Below are 15,224 nucleotides of genomic sequence, written 5' to 3'. Positions count from 1 at the left end.
GGTGCGCTCACGCACTGGCGTGACTATTGGGACACCACCCACGTCGCCCAACAACTCGGCATAGATCCCGCGCTCATGTTCGCGCCGTTAGGCGAATGACCTACGGCACAGGGGATTTGGTGGGTCGTGCTAACCCGTGGCGTTGAGGATCTTGATCGCGAACACCAGCGAGTCGCCGGGCTGGATCCCCGCGCTCGGCTGGCCTTGGGGGTAGCCATCGGCGGGGACCATCGCGACGGCGACCGTCGACCCGACCTTTTGCCCTGCGATGGCCTTCTGGAAGCCCGGCACGACTCCGGTCAGCGGGAAATCGACCGGGGCGCCGCGCTGGTAGCTGCTGTCGAACACTGACCCGTCCCGTCCGTTGACGCCCATGTAGCAGACCGAGACCGTGGCGGTGTTGGACACCACCGGCCCGTCTCCGGCGTGCAGCGTATGCACCTGGGTCTGGCTCACGCTGAACGGTGCGGTCACGTTCACCAGCGGAGCGGTCGTATCGGTGGATCCGGTGACCGCGACTCTGCCGGTGGTGCCATTCAATGTCCAGTCGGGCGTTCCACCGTTCTGCGGCGCCGCGGTGGGGCATGAGCCGGCCGCGGTGGCCGTGCCGGCGCCGGCGAACGTCATGACGGTTGCCGCGACGCAAGTCGCGAGCGCGACGGAGGAATACATCCGGGAGGACTTCACGGCCGTCACGCTACAGGCCACTTGATCCGCCCCTCACCAGGAGCCCCGCGTGCCTCGGGCGGCCTCGCGATCGCCGGCCTGGGGCTGGCGGCGACGGCCCAGGCCGGCCCGTCCTATTGGCACTACTGCCCGGGACATTGCCAGTACACGGTTCCCGTTCCGGCGGGAACCGACCTTACTCGCGGCCCGTCGGGCCCGGTCTATACCTTCGTCGAAGTGGACCCGTCGCAAGTGCCCCCACCCGCGCCCGGGTTCCCATGGCCCTGACTGTCAGGTGCAAAGGCTCGGAGCGTCACACACGTTGCCGGGGCAATAGATCGAATGCGCGGCGTTGACCAGGCTGCCGACGTCTAGCAACGTCACGCCCTTGGTGTCCAAGCGGGCGTGCAGGTCGTCGGCGATCTGTTGCGGCGTCCAGCCCCAAGTGAGGTCGTAACACACGTCGTGCGCCTCGGCGATGAGTGCCTCGTCCGTCTGCGGCGGCCAGGTGAGGCCGACGGCGCGCAATTGTGCGAGGTACGCATCGTCTTGGGGGGTCGCGGACGCGATGCCGGCGCTGCTGACCAATGCAGCGGCAACCATGACGGGCACAGCGAGTCTGGCTGGCCTTCGAGGTGAGGGCATTTGATCCCTTCCAATCTTTGTGGCGCGGTGAAGGCCGCCAAAACTGTGCGGCTGCGAAGCAAGACAGACAGCAGAATAGCCAAAGTTCGCAGCAGCGGCTCACCGAAATTCGCGGCGTGCACGGGCGGGCCAGCCTGTCGGTCAATCCAATTCGCGTGCCACCGCATCGAATGCGCGCAACGTGTCGAGCATGTGCGGTTCGTGCGAGTCCAGTTGGGTGGACAGCTTGGCGGCGACCAGTTCCACGCGACGGTTGACGTAGATCATCTGGCCGCACATGCCCTGGCACAGCACGACGTCGTTGCCGGGATAGGGGAACCACATCTGGTTGCGGTACATCCCGCCGGGCATTTCGTTGTCGTCAGGGCTGGCGGCGAAAGCCTGGCGCGAGTCGGGGCCGCCGTCGAGGGTGTCGGCGATCCACGCCGCCGGCACCACTTGCCGGCCGGTCAACGAAACACCGTCGCGCAAAAACAGCGAACCGAACCGGATCATGTCGGTGAGACAGGCGCTGATGCCGCCGTCGAAGAACCCCGTGCCGACTGGGTCGATAGCCAGGGTGGCGTCGCATTGGGCGCCGATGCGGCTCCAGAGCAGTTCAGATATCAATTCGGGCATCCGCCGGTCGGCGGCGACCTCGCAGATCCAGCCAAGCACATCGGTTTCACACGAACGATATTCGAACGGGCCGCCGTGGGCGGACTTCTGCCGCAAGGTCAACAGGAATTCCTGCAACGTGGCGGGGGCATCGGGACTATTCCTGGGCGCCCAGCCCACCGCCTGGTCGAGAAGATGTATCTCCGCGGCCGGGTCTTGATAATTCTCCGAGAAGCCGATGCCCGACCTCATGTCCAGCAGGTGACGCACCGTCGCGCCCGCGTAGCCGCAATTCGTCAGCGCCGGAACATATTTCGTGACCGGCGCATCGAGCGCGATCGCACCGTCCTCGTGCAGCGAGCCGACGACCGCCCCCACCAGCGACTTGCTCACCGAGAACAGGAGATGCCGGGTCTGCGCGCCCATGCCGCCGAGGTACTCCTCGGCCACCAACGATCCCCGGTGTGCGACGGCCCATCCGTCCGTCGCCGCGGTGGCCATCACCCCGCCCACGGTGGTGGCGACCTCGCCCGCACCGACCATAGGTATCTCGCCCAGGGGGGAAGGGGTTGAGGGCAACGCCGCGACCTGCGCGGGCCGGTGCGAGATCCACACGGTCGGCACGAAGTCCTCGACGTGTTGGAAGGACCATTGCGCGTAGGGCGCCGACAGCCAGTTGTCCAGAGTGAGACCCGCCGGGGCGCCTTTCACGCTCGTGCGACGAGCCGGGAGACGATCGGTGCGGCCGGCGTCAGGGGCGTTGAGACGAACTTCGCCTTCATGCCCTTGACCCAGCGCTGGCAGCGCTCGCTGAGCTTATAGTCGTCCGTCTGCAGGTGTGAGCGAGTGACGAGCACACCCAGTTGGGCGCCCTCGGAACGTAAGTCGCCAGGCGCCGCGACCCGCATGTAAAACGCCTCGGAACCGTCGAGCAGCGTGGCCCAGTCGTTGGCGGTCCGCGAAAAGGAGACCCGACCGTCGTCGTCGATGCGCCATACCCCGGTGCGAGGCGTCGCGGTGAACAGCTCGATATCCGGTGACGTCTCAGTGATGATGACCTGACCCCAGACCTCGTCCTCGCCATAGCCGCGCTCCCAGCGCGAGTTGATCTCATCGATGTCGAGTTCGTACTCCACGTCCATGTACTCGAGCAGATGAAAGAGGAACAGCGGCATGTCGGCGTAGGCCTCGGTGGTCAGGTTCGTCATCGGGCTGGCGCCGGACAGGCGGGGGTTCACCTCGCCGAGGTACAGCTCGTTGGAGTCCAGGTCATGCAGAAGGTCCACCTCGAAGTAGCCGAGGTAACCCTCGCGGCGCATGACGTCGCCCAGCTTTGCCACCATTTCCCGCGCCGCGTGGGTCTGGGCGGGCGGCAGCACCTCGCGCCAGATGTCGTTGCCACACCAGCTGCCCCGGCTCGGAGTCAGCTCCGAATAACCGACGAGACTCGTCATCGCGGGGCCGACCACGGTGCCGTGGCGGGTCACGGCACCCTCGAGGCACACCTCGACATTGCGGATGCGCTTCATGACTTTGACTTCTTGCTGCGCGGTCAGGTCACCCGCATGCTCGTCCCAGTCGCGCTGACCGTGCACGAAGAACGTGCCGCTGCCGGCGTTGCCGTAGGCGACGGAGATGACGAGGTCGTCTCCCAAACCGGCGCTGTGTGCGAGCGCCAGTAGTTCGTCGTAGGAGCCGGCCCGCCCGATCACGTGCGGCACGCTCGGTATACCCGCCTCGTTGGCCAGGCGCGTCATGACGATCTTGGAGCCCAGGCGCTGGCGCAGCTCGATCGGCGGATGCATGACCTCGAGGCCCGCCGACCGCGCAAGGGCTTGGATTTCCTCGTTCAGCATCACAAAGCAGCACTTGCCACCGGGACCTTTACCGGCGATGAACTCGACCGTCTCGGGATCGGACAGGAGGTGGCTGCACACCTCGTCCATGGAGTCAAAATCACGGCGGTCCCGCCGCCGGGGCACGAACACGCGCGAGTGCGTGCCTTCGAAAGAGTCAAAGTAGGTCAGGTAGAAGAAGTTTCGTATCCATCGGTCAACACCAAGCAGGTTGAACGGCGTCGGCGAGATGAAGTACAGCGGCACCTTGTTCGTGTGAAAGAACGCGCGTATGTCCGACAGCCCGTTCAGCGTCCGGCGCGGCTCGGACCCCATCACGTCTGCCGCGGTGACGTCGAGGCGCGCAACCGGGGCGAGGGTTGCGGCGCGGCGATGAAATGACATACCTCCATTCGACAAGTGTGCGCCCTGTCGGGGGAGTAGGGAGCTCAGTGCTCAGCTCGCAACCGTCCCCTCAAGAGTGGCCAGCGACTCGGCGAGGTAATCCTCAGCGAAAATCGGCATCTGACCGACGCGGTCCCGGAACGCCCGCGGCGTGCCGCTCCAGTCGTAGGTGAGGGTGACGTCCGTGCGGTCACCGTTCGGGGCGAGGTCGTAACGCCAGAACCAACCGCCGGGGGTGTGGTTACCCGAATCGTCGAGGATCCCCGGCAGCCACCCGATGGCGTGGTCCCGCTCGAACACATTGACCAGGTTGTACGTGACGTAATCGCCGCCCGCCTGCGTGAGGAACATGTTCATCGCGAACATCTGCCCCGCGGCGGTGATCGGCGCGGTGTCCACCGCGTCGCGGACCCAGTCGGTTGGCTCGGTGTTCCGGTGACGGGATGGGTCGGCCAGGACTGCGAAAACTTCCGCCGGGGTCGCGGCGATGGTGCGGGTGACGACGTACCGTTCGGCGGCGCTCATGATTTGTCCGGTCCGTACGCGGCGGCGATATCGGGGGAGTCGAGCCATCCCGAGTAGGTGGGCCGCGAGGGCCCTCGCCCGTTCGTATGCCACGTGCGGTACACCGTGTCGCCGTCGCGTAAGAACACGTTGACCCCGAAACCACCGCCCGGCGGCGAGTCCATGTCGGCGGCAAACGTGCTCCGCGATGACGAATACCAGTCCATGCGATTGCCGACCCGTTGCTTGTACGCGAGCGCTTCCTCGATCGGTCCATTGGTGACGATGACGAACCGGGCGTCGTAGTTGTCGAGAAACTCCAGCCGGGTGGACTGCGAGGTGAAGCCCGTGCATCCGCCGCACTGCCACTGCGCGCCGTCGGACCACATGTGGTGGTAGACGATCAGTTGCGAACGGCCGTCGAAGATGTCGGCCAGCCGGATTGGACCGTCGGCACCGATCAGGGTGTAGTCGGGCAATTCGACCATCGGCAGCCGCCGCCGCTGGGCGGCGATCGCATCCAGTTCGCGGGTGGCCGCTTTCTCGCGTTTGCGTAATTCGTCGAGCGCGGCACGCCAGGTGTGGTGATCGGCGACCGGCGGCAACGCCGCGTTTTTCGTCGTCATATCTCCAGCTTTGCTCTCGGTTTGTCCGTCCGGAAGGTCTGACCGGTGGACGGCGCCAAATTCATCGCGAAAATGCGCCACCCGCACCGCTCGATCGCAGAAAATGCTCTTGACCGGGATGCCCAGTGCTGGGTTCGATATCGAAAGAACGATGGGAGGCCCGCGATGAGGACGTTCATTCGCCATTGTGTAGTCATCGTCATGTTGGCGTTCGCGTCGATGGCGGCCGTGACGATCATGACGCCCGCGGTGAGCAAGGCCGACTGCGCAGACGGCGAGTGGTGGGACCCGACCGGCAAGGTCTGCCGACCGCTCGGAGTCGGGCCGCAACCCTTGGCCTGCGATCCGGGCCAGTGGTGGGACCCGACGGCCAACGTGTGCCGGCCCCTCGGTGTCGGGCCGCAACCGCTCGCCTGTGACAACGGCTGGTGGTGGGATCCGGGCGCCAACGAATGCCGTCCACCCGCGGTACCGCCGGCCGGCTGATCCACACGGGAGCCATCAGCCTAGGCTCACGGGGTTCCGGAACACATGAACGGAAATCCGCACCACGGCTTCCGCGTCGCCTCGGGCGGCGGTGGCCCACCCTCCCAAATACCGGGGGCGGCGTTGCCGTGCCCCCAGACGACGCCGTACCAGGTGTGGCATTGACTCGCGTCCCAGTTGACCTGCGTCCCCGGACATCCACGACCGGTCTGGGGGTGCAGCCCGGTCTTTTGGTCTTCCGGGCAACAGGTGTAGGGCCCACTCGCGCCGGGCGGTACCGGCCCGTCTTGTGCCAGCAGGCCGGGTGTCTGCGGCACCGGGCCGGGCTGGGCCTGTGCGCTACCCAGCGCGAGCCCCATTCCGGCCACTGCGATGCCGCCCGACAACAGGGCCGCACCAACAACATTCCTCCGGGTCCGGGAGTTGTCCACAGCATTGTCCTTTCGCTGCTATCGGGCATTCAACGCCGAAAGCTTGCGAAAGTCTTACGTTTTTTACTCGGCTACCGATCCCAAAAGGGTGCTCGCGGTAGGTGCTCCGTCTCAGCGAAGGGTGTTACACCCCGGCGGGGACCAGCGCGGCCGACGTACGCATCTCGTGCCGCAAGGCGGTGAAATCCGTGATCGTCTTGGTGCTCACGGTGGCCACCGGGCGGGAGTCGCGGCCGGTGGCTTCGCGCTTGGACACCATCACCACGCTGTCGATGTAGGGCTGGATGGTGGTGGCGTTCTGCACGGTCGCCACGATCACCAGTTGGAAGCCGAACTTGCGGAACGCCTGCAGAGCCTGCTGGGCGAACTGCGGGTCGGACTTGGAGAAGGCCTCATCGAGCATCAACTGGGCGAAAACCGGTTTGTTGTCGGCACTTTCGGGGCTGGCCAGGTTGAAGCTCAACGCACCGGCCAGGCAGAAAGCCATCAGCTTCTCCTGCTCGCCACCCGAGTTGTCGCCGGCGTTGCTGTGGGTGCGGATCAGCTCATCGCTGCTGACGTCCCATTCAGCGCAGTCGAAGGTGAACCGATTGCGGACGTCGAGGGCGTCGCGGGTCCAGGCCTTGTCTTCCGGTGCGGTCGACGCCAACCGGTTGCGCAGCCGCAGGATGTCGGCGTACTGGTCCAGGATGGCCTGCTTGTCGCCGAGGCCGACCTCGGCGATGCGCCGCGAGATGGCCCGAACGATCTCGGTGAGTTCGGCCACCGCGGTCAGGCTGCGCGAGGTGGCGCGCAACGTGAGCCGGGTGCCGCGGTTGAACTCCACCGCACCCAGGCCGGTGTTGACTCGCTCGATCTGCTCGCTGATCCGCCGGGCCTCCTGCTCGGCGACGCGGTGCAGGGTCAGGATGGCGTCGGGCGCCTGCTCGGTGACCAGCCGCATCATCCGCTCGTAAGCCTCGGGCAGTTCCCGCTCGTCGATGTGGCGGCACAACGCGACGTAATCGTGCACGCGTTCGTCGAACACGTCGCTGTCGTTGGGGATCGCGTCGGGGAACGCTGTGTCGAACGTGTTGAGGATGCGCGCGAGCTCATCGTATGAGCGCCTGCGACTTTCGCGTAGTTGCTCACGCTCGCGCCGGATCGCGGTGAAGACCGCGTCGCGGTGCGGTTCGGGGTTGAGCATGTCCAGGGAAACCGGCACGTCGGCGGCGTAGCGGTTCAGCAGATCGGTCAACGGCTCGGACACGAATGCCGGAGCGAGCCGTTCCTGCAACTCGAGCAGCTGGGTGCGTCGGCCGTCGAGGTCGTCGCGGCGGGTCTGGATGGCGCCACGGCGGGTCATCAGGGCCTGGATCTGTTCCCAGCACTCCTCGGCGCGCGCGGTGAGCGCCTCGATGTCAGGATTGTCGGCCAGCAGCAGCTCAAACTGCTCGCGCAGCCGGTCGGCGTGCCCATCGGCGGTCTCGGTGTCGACGTGGGTCCACTGTTCGAACTGATCGCAGATCGCCTTGAACGCCGCGGCCCGGTCCCGCCACTGCTGACGCTCGGCGGCGATCTCGTCGGCGACGCTGCGGGCCCGGCGAAACGCCTCTTCGGCGTTGGCGAGATCCACGGTCAGCGCGTCGACCTTGGCGGCGACATCGCCCTGGTAGATGTAGTCGGCCTGCTTGAGCGGCCGGCGGTCGTCCTTGATGGCCAGGCGCTCGGAGTCCTTGTACAGGCCGGTGTCGGTGACGGCGCGCCGGAACCGGGAGAACACATCGGGGGTGTCGACGCAGACGTGATCACCGGCCGCGGCGATGACGTCGGCGGCCTCGGCGGCGCAGTCATGGGTCGGGTCGACCACGAACAGCTTGCCCGCCAACGTGTTCGGCTCGGCCTCGGCGAGCTCCGCGCCGACGAATCGGGCGCGGACGTGGTGCAGCTGCAGTCGCCCGCCCATGTTGGTCTCGTTGACGAACCGCAGCACCGCCGCGTAGTGACTGTCGGGGACGAGCAGCCGCAGGCCCACACCGCGCAGCACCTTTTCGACCGCGACGCGCCACCGGTTCTGCTCGGGCCGCAGATCCATCAGCTCGGCGATATAGGGCAGCTCGCCGGGATCGATACCCACAGCGGCGCAGATGTGTTCGCGCATCGTGAGCGCGAACTCCGGAAGCGCCGAGCCGACGCGCTCGACGCGTTTGAGTTCCTTGGCGGCGTCGTCGCGGGCGATACGGGCGACCTTTTGGGCGTACTCGGCATCGGTCGAGGATTCCCGGCCGCGATCCAGTTTGGCCAGCAGCTCGGTGGCCCGCGTGCTGAGTTCCTCGCGCAGATTCCAGAATTCTTCGGCGGTGTCCGGGATCTCGAGACCGTGGGTGTTGAGCATGGACTCGTAGGCGGTGCGCCGGCGCGATACCTGCTCGGCATGCGCCTCGGCGGCGGCCACCTGTGACTGCAGCGGCCCCAGGCTGGTGCTGGATCCGCTGATCTGTGCGTTCAGCGAATCACCCTCGGCCTTGGCAAGATTGAGCTGGCGGGTGACGTCTTCGTATTCGTTGCCGAGCTGATCGATGGTGGCGTCGAGCGATTCGATCTGCGCGGGGCACTGTGCGAGCCGGACGTGATCGGTGTAGGCGCGGACCATGGGCTGGTCGACGAGATCGATGATGCCCAGGTCGGAGGACTCCGAGGCGTAACGCTGCTGGATCTTCTCGATGTCGCCGAGGATCTTGCGTTTGCGTTGCGCGACGGCCAGCAGTTCACGGGCATCGACCAAGGGATCGATCTGCTTGAGCGCTTCGGGTAACCGGCTCAGGCTGCTGGGCTCGTCGAGCATGAACTCCCGGACGAACTGCTCAAGTCCACCAACGCTTTTCAGCGATTTAGCCTTGCCGAGCAGCTGCTGCGCGGCGTCGGAGGCACGGATGCCGATGGTGGCGTACAGCTGGGCGAGGTACTGCGATTCCACCTTGGTGGAGAACCGCCAGTCGTCTTTGAACACCGCGGCGTCGAAGCGGCCCGCGGCCCAGCGGTTGCAGACATTCTCGATATCACGGTCGCCGTCGGCCAGCACGAACCGGCTCGAGGAATCCGACCGCGATTCGCCGGTGAGCCATTTGAGCACCAGGCCGGTGACGGTGCGGCCCGTATTGCTGCGGTAGGTGACGGCGATCGCCGACCACGCGGTGCCGTCGCCGCGCAGGTACATGACCTTGCTGGTGCCGGCATCGCTGCGCTGGCCCCACGCGCCGCGGACATATTTGTCGACGGTCCGCCGGCCCGCGCTCGACCCGGCGGCGGTGTTGTCGCCGGAGGCGTTGAAGTTACGCCGGTTGAACGGCAGAAAGCCGAGCGAAATAGCGTCCAGCAGTGAGGATTTGCCGCTGCCAGAGGCGCCGGCGATCAGCGCGCCGCCTTCGCTGAACGGGATGGAGTGATACCCGTCGAAGACACCCCAGTTGATGACCTGCAGGCGCGACAGGTGGAACTGTTCAGTCATCCTCGCGTTCCTCCTCGTCGGGGCCCTGCTCCTCGGGCACGCCGCCGCCCAGGAGGATCTCGAACTGCTGCTGCAGCTCGGTGATCACCGAGGCCGTCATGACGGCGTTGATGACCGGGCTCACGGTGTAGCTCTCCTCGTCGTCGCGGGTCTTGCGCAAGATCTCGAGAGACGCGAGCCGCGCGATGGCGCCGTCGATGCGCGCGGTGAAGGTGACGGCGTCGCGGTCGACATCGTTGAGCACGCCGGAGAACAGCCCGTGCATTTCGTCGCGGCTGATCACGACGGCCTGATCACCCGAGGCGCGCATCATCTGCGCCAGGTGCAGCGCCAGGATCGAGTCGTAGGTGCCCAGCGGCTCACGGCGCAAAAGCTTTACGCCCCGGGCGGATTCGTAGCGCGCCTGCTCGACGAACGCGACGTCGGCGCCCTCGACGACGCGCAGCAGAAGATCCAGTTCGGACAGCCTGACCGACAGTTGGGCGCGGTACTCCAGCACCCAGCTGTAGACGTCGCGATCGGCTTCGGCACTGACGTACCGGCGCGTCAGCAGCTGCTGCAGCGCCCAGCAGGCACGGTCGGGCAGCTCGGATACGTCGCCGTCGAATCGGGGTCGGCGCTGGTGCGGGACGCGGGCCGTCTGGTCGACCTGGGGGAGCGCGGAGAACCCGCTGTAGTCGACGGTCTCTTCGACGGTCACGCGGTAGCCCCCAACAGGGTGGAAACCGGCTCGGTGAACATCAAGTGCGGCACCTCCATTTCGCGGTCGCGCCCGTCCAGGGACTGAAAGCGGACCGTGACCGACTCAGAACCCTCTGCGGATTCCGGTTGTTTGAGCGCCCAGGACCACAGCACGATGACGTGGCCGAGGTAGGTCGAATCGAGCATCGCGACCGCATCCGGAAGGGACAGTTTCGTCCCGGAACTGATTGCGGTGTTGATCATCTCCGACATCGCGGGTGCGTCGACCTGGGTGGTGAGCGCGGCGAAGCTGGTCAGGTCGACCTCGCCCTCGGCGACCTGAGCGGGCTTCGGGTTGGACAGGTCGCCGATCCGGAAGCTCAGCGCGCCAACCGAACTGAACGCGTGGCGGGCCAGGGGGAATTCGATGTCGAGCCGAGAGTCGGTCAGCGATGCTTTGAGCAGGTTGCGGGCGGCGCCGATGGCCTCGTTGAGCTGACGGGCCACGCCGCGGCTCTGTTCGAGGGTGCCGAACGCGGTGAACCGTTTGACGCGCTGCGCGCAACGCTGCTGGATGCGTTCCACCTCGTCGATCTGATGGCCGACCAGTTCGAAGAAGCCGGCCATCACCTTGCGCAGGGCGGGGTCGAGGGCGGGGAGGGCCTCGGCGACGGCGGCGACGTCGGCTTCGAACTCGGCGCGCTGGTCGGGGTCGTTGATCATGCGCAAGAAGGCGCGGTGCGAGTCGCGGCCCTGGGAGTCCCAGGCGGCCTCGTAGTCGGCGTACATGCGTCGCTGCCGGTCGCGGTATTCGACGTTGCTGTCGATCGGCTCGTCGAGGGCGGCGGTGGCTCGTTCGATCATGGTCCCGTACTGGCCGATGTCGGTGATCAGGCGTTCCATCTGCAGGGCGATGGCGTGGGCTTCGTCGTAGGCGTCGGTAAGGTCGACGTCGTGGCCGTGGTCGTCTGAGGTGACGCCTTGTTCGAGCGCGTCGAGTTCGGTTTGGAGCGCCGCGATTTCGGCTTCGATACCGGCGCGGATGCGGTCGGGGTCATTGCCGACGCGCAGCGCGACCTGCTTGAGGCGGGATGCGATGCCGTTGATCGAGCCGCCGGTGGCGATGGTGTCCTGCCGGCGCATGCCGCGCAGGAAGTCGAGCGCCCGGCGCGCCTCCTGGGTCAGGTAACACAGGTTGCGTTCGACGCCGGAGCGTTGGTCGGCGACCCGGTGCAGCCAGCCCTGGCTGGCCCAGGACTTGATCAGGGCCAGGCCGGATTGCTCGCCGGCCTGATCGAGTTCGGCGAGGTCGCGCTCGAGGCGTACGACGAGGTCGGTCTCGGGGACCACGCCGCCGATGAGCTGGCGCTCCATCAGGGTGGCGTAGAGGTTGAGGTTCAGCGTGGCCAGCAGGCGGACCGTCGGCGAGCCCTGAAGGCCACGATTGAGTTCGAGCAGGTCGGCAGGCGACAGCGTGGTGTCGTCGTCCAGCACATGCCCTCCGTCTCGATCGATCATGTCTCGGACGATCCAAGATATGGCACGGAGTCGACAATCGACGTCCAGCGGGTGGGGTGTCGGGGGATGGTTTGGGTAAGTCGGTCCCAGTGGTCTCAGGCATCGCTAGAGTCTCAGTAGTCACTACCGAGACCCGAATGCGGACGGATGATGGCGAGCCGGGTGGCTTCCGCTGCGCGCCTGCTCGGGGGACGATGAGAACTACAGGAGAATGGCCAGCAGCAGGCGCACCAGCTCGGCTTGGCGGTGGGTGTCGGTCTTTTCCAATATGTGCCGCAGGTGCGCCTTGACCGTCGCCGTTGAGAGCGCCAAATCCGCCGCGATCGGTTTCAGGCCCTCACCGTTGATGACCCGCAGCGCGACATCGGCTTCCGCATTGGTCAGCCCGAAAAGACGCCTTATCAACATCTTTGGCGGTTCGTGCTCCTGCTCGGGGTCGATGATCATCACCAATGCTTTCGCTGCCGACCGCTGGTCTGCTGGTGTTGCGAGCGGCACCACATGAATGACGTACGGGCGTTTCCCGGACGGACGGCCACACGCGAGCTTGCCGGTTGGCTGGACTGTAACTTGGTCACTGGCTTTGCCGGACTGGTTACGAGAGTTTCGAGTGGTTTGTTGACTCCGTCGCCGACGGCGCGCGAGTAATGGCTAGCCCCAGTAGGCGAAGTTACATACCGGCCGCGGTTCGCTTTTGAGGGACACGAGCTTGTCGCCACCCATGATTATCGTGCAGGTGAGGGCGACGTCCCCACCGTCGGCCGTTACCTGCGACTCCAGTTCGTTGTAGACGGAGTACTGCTTTTCCCACGGCAGGGACACATTGGTCTCGGTCTGTTCCAGGCCCCCGTTGATCCGGTAACGGATCGTTACCGGGGCGCTGCCACCACTGACCTTCATCGTCGCCGTGCCGACCGGCTGACCAGTTGGAGTCACCGAGGTCGCCGACGGCGGCGCCGACGCGCTGATCTGCGAGCTGCCCACGCCGCCGGTGGGAGGTGCCGCGTGCCCGGCGGTGTTCTTGGTGCACGCCGTTACGGCGACGCCGGTCGCGATAACGAGGTCAACACCCCGACCGCATAACGACGCGAACGCATGTCCGGAGCCTACGATCACCGGCGCTGGAGTTGAGTGGAAACATTTGAATCGGCCGTATTTCGGTGGTTAGCCGGCGAATCAGTTGGGATCAGCCGGGGTCGACGGCGCCGTAGGAAAGCCCGCCATTGACGACCGGATGGGCCGGCCGCCTGCAAGCGCGCAATGCGTACGCTGCCGCCGATCAGCAACCGTTGCCAGCGGTAGCTCACCAAGGACCGCGGTTAGCACAGACAGCGCAAAGTCACCACGCCTCGCGGTCAGCATGTCGAACCAAGCATCACAGAGGAGAAGAACTCCCGTCGCAAACGCGAACAGCGGGAGCAGGCGATGCCGGGCAAAGCCGAGCGTCGCGGTCGCGAGCATGAAAGCCAGCAACAACAGATCAAAGCCAACCCAGGTTGCCTGCCAGTGCTGGGCGGTGTAGCTCTGCGGCAGCGTCAATCCGAGATAGACGATCCAGGGGATCAGCGCGATCGAGGCGCTGAGCGCCAGCCACTCGCGGATCCGCCGGATCTGACTCCAACGCCGTGATCGCATCGACGATTACTACCACGGGATCTTTAACGTTTAGAGACGACGGAAGCGGGGCCGCCAGCCCGCTGTTATCCGTTGGATTCGCTGCCGCAGCCCTCGACTACCGGCATAGGTGACCGAGGCCAAAATTTCATGACGGTTTCGGTTGAGCAAAGGTACGGCAGCTTACCCGCGACGCGAGGGCCGATATAGCGCGTTTGGTTCTAGGGTTGGCTGCTATGGCCCGACAGAACAATTGCGTGAAGCGCTGGGGCACAGCGCTTCACGCAACCGTGTCGGCACTGATGGTTGCCATCCTCGGACTCGCTATCAGCCCGGTAGCCCATGCGGCTGCGGCCACGGCGACGTTGTCGGTGGCACATACGTGGCAGACCGGTTTCATTGCCAACTTCAGCGTTACCAACGCGAGCATGGCGCCGCTATCCGATTGGAAGATCGAATTCGACTTGCCGGTGGGGGAATCCGTCCTGCACGCGTGGAATAGCACCGTTACCCAATCTGGCACGCACTACGTAATCACCCCCGCGAATTGGAATCGCGTCATACCACCAGGTGGTTCGGCCACAGGTGGCCTAAGAGGCGTGCTGAGTGGTTCCTACTCGCCACCGGCGAATTGTGTGCTCAACGGGCAATATCCGTGCACCTAGAGGCGACTGCGCACTAGTGCTCGACGGCTTCCGAACGGCCGAACGCATTGCCGGGGGACTCTTGCATATTGCGCCGTGCCAAACATCGATGTCATCGAGCAGCGGCGATCCCGACTCGGGTGCTCTGGCTCGCCGTCCATGACCGCGGCGTAAGTTCGTTCGGAGCTACGACACCACGGGAAGACGCGGGAGGAAGCCCTTGAAAACGATCGCATACCGCCACGCGACAGTCGCCGGCCTGGCCGCCGTCGCACTGATCACTGTCGGCTGCAGCAATGGCAAGGGCGTCGACGCGTCGGCATCGACATCGCCTCAGGTCGGGGTGAACGCCACCTCGACGTCTAAAACCCCAGCGCAGCCCACCGAGGTGAAGCTCACCGGGGACAGGGACGTCGAGGTGACTCTGACCGGCCCGATCGCCGCCAAGTACTCGTCGGCAACCGAGGATCAGAAGAAGGCTCTCGGCAAGCCGCTGACGGGCGACCGCAACGCGGGGACACGGGACAGCGGGGTGGTATTCCAGCAGTTCCAAGGCGGCGCGATCACCGCCAAGAACGACCAGGCCGGCACGCCGGCATACATCATCCTGGGCAAGATCCGGGAGGCCTGGAATGTTCCACGCGACCCGGACGGCGCGCCCGCAGTCACCGGCACTAACGGTTCGGCAGGTCCGCTGGGCCTCCCGATCAGCGACCAAAACGCCGTCGGTGATCTGCTCGTGTCGAACTTCGAGCACGGCACGATCGGATACAACCCGCAGACCGGCCAGGTCGAAGTGACGGTAAACGGCAAGGCCGTACCATCCGGGCTGTAGCCGGCATCAGGCGTTCGTCAACATGCAAAATTCGTGGATTTGATGCTCGATGCGATCACGCAGGTAATGCATTACGCCGTACTTCACTGGTAACGCACCATATTCGGTCGCTGCATATTCTCACGTCGCTTGACGAGCTCGAAGACGTGGCCATGGCGATCCGAGTGGCCGACCTAGACGGTATGAGTGACCGTCGGCGTTGTGTCGGGGTTGCGGGCCGGGGCCTCGCTCACCCATGTTCGTGGGTTAC

General features: G+C 65.6%; 16 protein-coding genes. 3 read left to right on the top strand and 13 right to left on the bottom strand.

Features of this window, described 5'->3' with window-relative positions; translation table 11 throughout:
* Positions 1 to 129 precede the first annotated feature (129 nt).
* From B8W69_RS09300 to B8W69_RS09275, 6 genes are all read right to left on the bottom strand, one after another.
* On the bottom strand, positions 130 to 672 hold the full coding sequence (locus B8W69_RS09300; protein ID WP_439330600.1) for an FKBP-type peptidyl-prolyl cis-trans isomerase: 543 nt from the start codon (positions 670 to 672) through the stop codon (positions 130 to 132).
* Positions 673 to 957: 285 nt separating this feature from the next.
* On the bottom strand, positions 958 to 1,269 hold the full coding sequence (locus B8W69_RS09295) for a DUF732 domain-containing protein (protein ID WP_085289721.1): 312 nt from the start codon (positions 1,267 to 1,269) through the stop codon (positions 958 to 960).
* 183 nt (positions 1,270 to 1,452) lie between these two features.
* Entirely contained in the window at positions 1,453 to 2,619 is a 1,167-nt protein-coding gene (locus B8W69_RS09290) for a serine hydrolase domain-containing protein (protein ID WP_085289545.1), read from the bottom strand.
* Positions 2,616 to 4,079 carry a biotin carboxylase gene (locus tag B8W69_RS09285; protein WP_085289720.1) on the bottom strand — a complete coding sequence of 488 codons (1,464 nt, stop codon included), beginning with the start codon at positions 4,077 to 4,079 and terminating at the stop codon, positions 2,616 to 2,618. Before B8W69_RS09285 ends, B8W69_RS09290 begins: the two co-directional genes overlap by 4 nt.
* Before the next feature lie 120 nt (positions 4,080 to 4,199).
* Positions 4,200 to 4,673: an SRPBCC family protein gene (locus B8W69_RS09280; RefSeq protein WP_085289544.1), complete on the bottom strand. Its 474-nt coding sequence runs from the start codon at positions 4,671 to 4,673 to the stop codon at positions 4,200 to 4,202.
* Positions 4,670 to 5,278 (bottom strand): DUF899 family protein, encoded by a 609-nt coding sequence (locus B8W69_RS09275; RefSeq protein WP_085289543.1) that lies wholly within the window; start codon positions 5,276 to 5,278, stop codon positions 4,670 to 4,672. Before B8W69_RS09275 ends, B8W69_RS09280 begins: the two co-directional genes overlap by 4 nt.
* A 165-nt stretch (positions 5,279 to 5,443) precedes the next feature.
* Here B8W69_RS09275 and B8W69_RS09270 point away from each other — a divergent pair, with 165 nt between their 5' ends.
* Complete coding sequence (locus tag B8W69_RS09270; protein WP_040629824.1) at positions 5,444 to 5,764, top strand: hypothetical protein; 321 nt, start codon at positions 5,444 to 5,446, stop codon at positions 5,762 to 5,764.
* 26 nt (positions 5,765 to 5,790) lie between these two features.
* Here the strand turns inward: B8W69_RS09270 and B8W69_RS30275 are convergent, their stop codons facing one another.
* From B8W69_RS30275 to B8W69_RS09240, 7 genes are all read right to left on the bottom strand, one after another.
* Positions 5,791 to 6,195, bottom strand: coding sequence for a hypothetical protein (locus tag B8W69_RS30275; protein WP_133057985.1), 405 nt, complete (start codon positions 6,193 to 6,195; stop codon positions 5,791 to 5,793).
* 124 nt (positions 6,196 to 6,319) lie between these two features.
* Positions 6,320 to 9,682, bottom strand: coding sequence for an ATP-binding protein (locus B8W69_RS09265; RefSeq protein ID WP_085289542.1), 3,363 nt, complete (start codon positions 9,680 to 9,682; stop codon positions 6,320 to 6,322).
* A complete protein-coding gene (locus B8W69_RS09260) occupies positions 9,675 to 10,382 on the bottom strand; it encodes a DUF4194 domain-containing protein (RefSeq protein ID WP_085289541.1) in 708 nt (235 codons plus the stop codon). Before B8W69_RS09260 ends, B8W69_RS09265 begins: the two co-directional genes overlap by 8 nt.
* Positions 10,379 to 11,881, bottom strand: a complete 1,503-nt coding sequence (locus B8W69_RS09255; RefSeq protein ID WP_085289540.1) for a DUF3375 domain-containing protein — start codon at positions 11,879 to 11,881, stop codon at positions 10,379 to 10,381. Before B8W69_RS09255 ends, B8W69_RS09260 begins: the two co-directional genes overlap by 4 nt.
* A 201-nt stretch (positions 11,882 to 12,082) precedes the next feature.
* Positions 12,083 to 12,328 (bottom strand): helix-turn-helix transcriptional regulator, encoded by a 246-nt coding sequence (locus tag B8W69_RS09250; RefSeq protein ID WP_245843187.1) that lies wholly within the window; start codon positions 12,326 to 12,328, stop codon positions 12,083 to 12,085.
* A 204-nt stretch (positions 12,329 to 12,532) separates the two neighbouring features.
* Positions 12,533 to 12,997: a hypothetical protein gene (locus B8W69_RS09245; RefSeq protein WP_245843186.1), complete on the bottom strand. Its 465-nt coding sequence runs from the start codon at positions 12,995 to 12,997 to the stop codon at positions 12,533 to 12,535.
* Between the two features lie 60 nt (positions 12,998 to 13,057).
* Positions 13,058 to 13,516, bottom strand: a complete 459-nt coding sequence (locus B8W69_RS09240) for a hypothetical protein (RefSeq protein ID WP_085289538.1) — start codon at positions 13,514 to 13,516, stop codon at positions 13,058 to 13,060.
* 215 nt (positions 13,517 to 13,731) lie between these two features.
* Here B8W69_RS09240 and B8W69_RS09235 point away from each other — a divergent pair, with 215 nt between their 5' ends.
* On the top strand, positions 13,732 to 14,160 hold the full coding sequence (locus B8W69_RS09235) for a cellulose-binding domain-containing protein (RefSeq protein WP_085289537.1): 429 nt from the start codon (positions 13,732 to 13,734) through the stop codon (positions 14,158 to 14,160).
* A gap of 199 nt (positions 14,161 to 14,359) precedes the next feature.
* Positions 14,360 to 14,974 carry an LGFP repeat-containing protein gene (locus tag B8W69_RS09230; RefSeq protein ID WP_085289536.1) on the top strand — a complete coding sequence of 205 codons (615 nt, stop codon included), beginning with the start codon at positions 14,360 to 14,362 and terminating at the stop codon, positions 14,972 to 14,974.
* Positions 14,975 to 15,224 lie beyond the last annotated feature (250 nt).

Source organism: Mycolicibacterium vulneris (genome assembly GCF_002104765.1).
GTDB classification, from domain to species: domain Bacteria; phylum Actinomycetota; class Actinomycetes; order Mycobacteriales; family Mycobacteriaceae; genus Mycobacterium; species Mycobacterium vulneris.
The sequence above is the reverse complement of the archived record's forward strand: the minus strand, read 5'-3'. Positions and strand labels throughout refer to the sequence as shown.

What these genes read in the sequence shown, in the direction of transcription:
- B8W69_RS09300 (WP_439330600.1), bottom strand. Translation starts at nt 672, where the DNA reads ATGTATTCCTCCGTCGCGCTCGCGACTTGCGTCGCGGCAACCGTCATG.
- B8W69_RS09295 (WP_085289721.1), bottom strand. Translation starts at nt 1,269, where the DNA reads ATGGTTGCCGCTGCATTGGTCAGCAGCGCCGGCATCGCGTCCGCGACC.
- B8W69_RS09285 (WP_085289720.1), bottom strand. Translation starts at nt 4,079, where the DNA reads ATGGGGTCCGAGCCGCGCCGGACGCTGAACGGGCTGTCGGACATACGC.
- B8W69_RS09280 (WP_085289544.1), bottom strand. Translation starts at nt 4,673, where the DNA reads ATGAGCGCCGCCGAACGGTACGTCGTCACCCGCACCATCGCCGCGACC.
- B8W69_RS09275 (WP_085289543.1), bottom strand. Translation starts at nt 5,278, where the DNA reads ATGACGACGAAAAACGCGGCGTTGCCGCCGGTCGCCGATCACCACACC.
- B8W69_RS09270 (WP_040629824.1), top strand. Translation starts at nt 5,444, where the DNA reads ATGAGGACGTTCATTCGCCATTGTGTAGTCATCGTCATGTTGGCGTTC.
- B8W69_RS09265 (WP_085289542.1), bottom strand. Translation starts at nt 9,682, where the DNA reads ATGACTGAACAGTTCCACCTGTCGCGCCTGCAGGTCATCAACTGGGGT.
- B8W69_RS09255 (WP_085289540.1), bottom strand. Translation starts at nt 11,881, where the DNA reads ATGATCGATCGAGACGGAGGGCATGTGCTGGACGACGACACCACGCTG.
- B8W69_RS09250 (WP_245843187.1), bottom strand. Translation starts at nt 12,328, where the DNA reads ATGATCATCGACCCCGAGCAGGAGCACGAACCGCCAAAGATGTTGATA.
- B8W69_RS09240 (WP_085289538.1), bottom strand. Translation starts at nt 13,516, where the DNA reads ATGCGATCACGGCGTTGGAGTCAGATCCGGCGGATCCGCGAGTGGCTG.
- B8W69_RS09235 (WP_085289537.1), top strand. Translation starts at nt 13,732, where the DNA reads ATGGCCCGACAGAACAATTGCGTGAAGCGCTGGGGCACAGCGCTTCAC.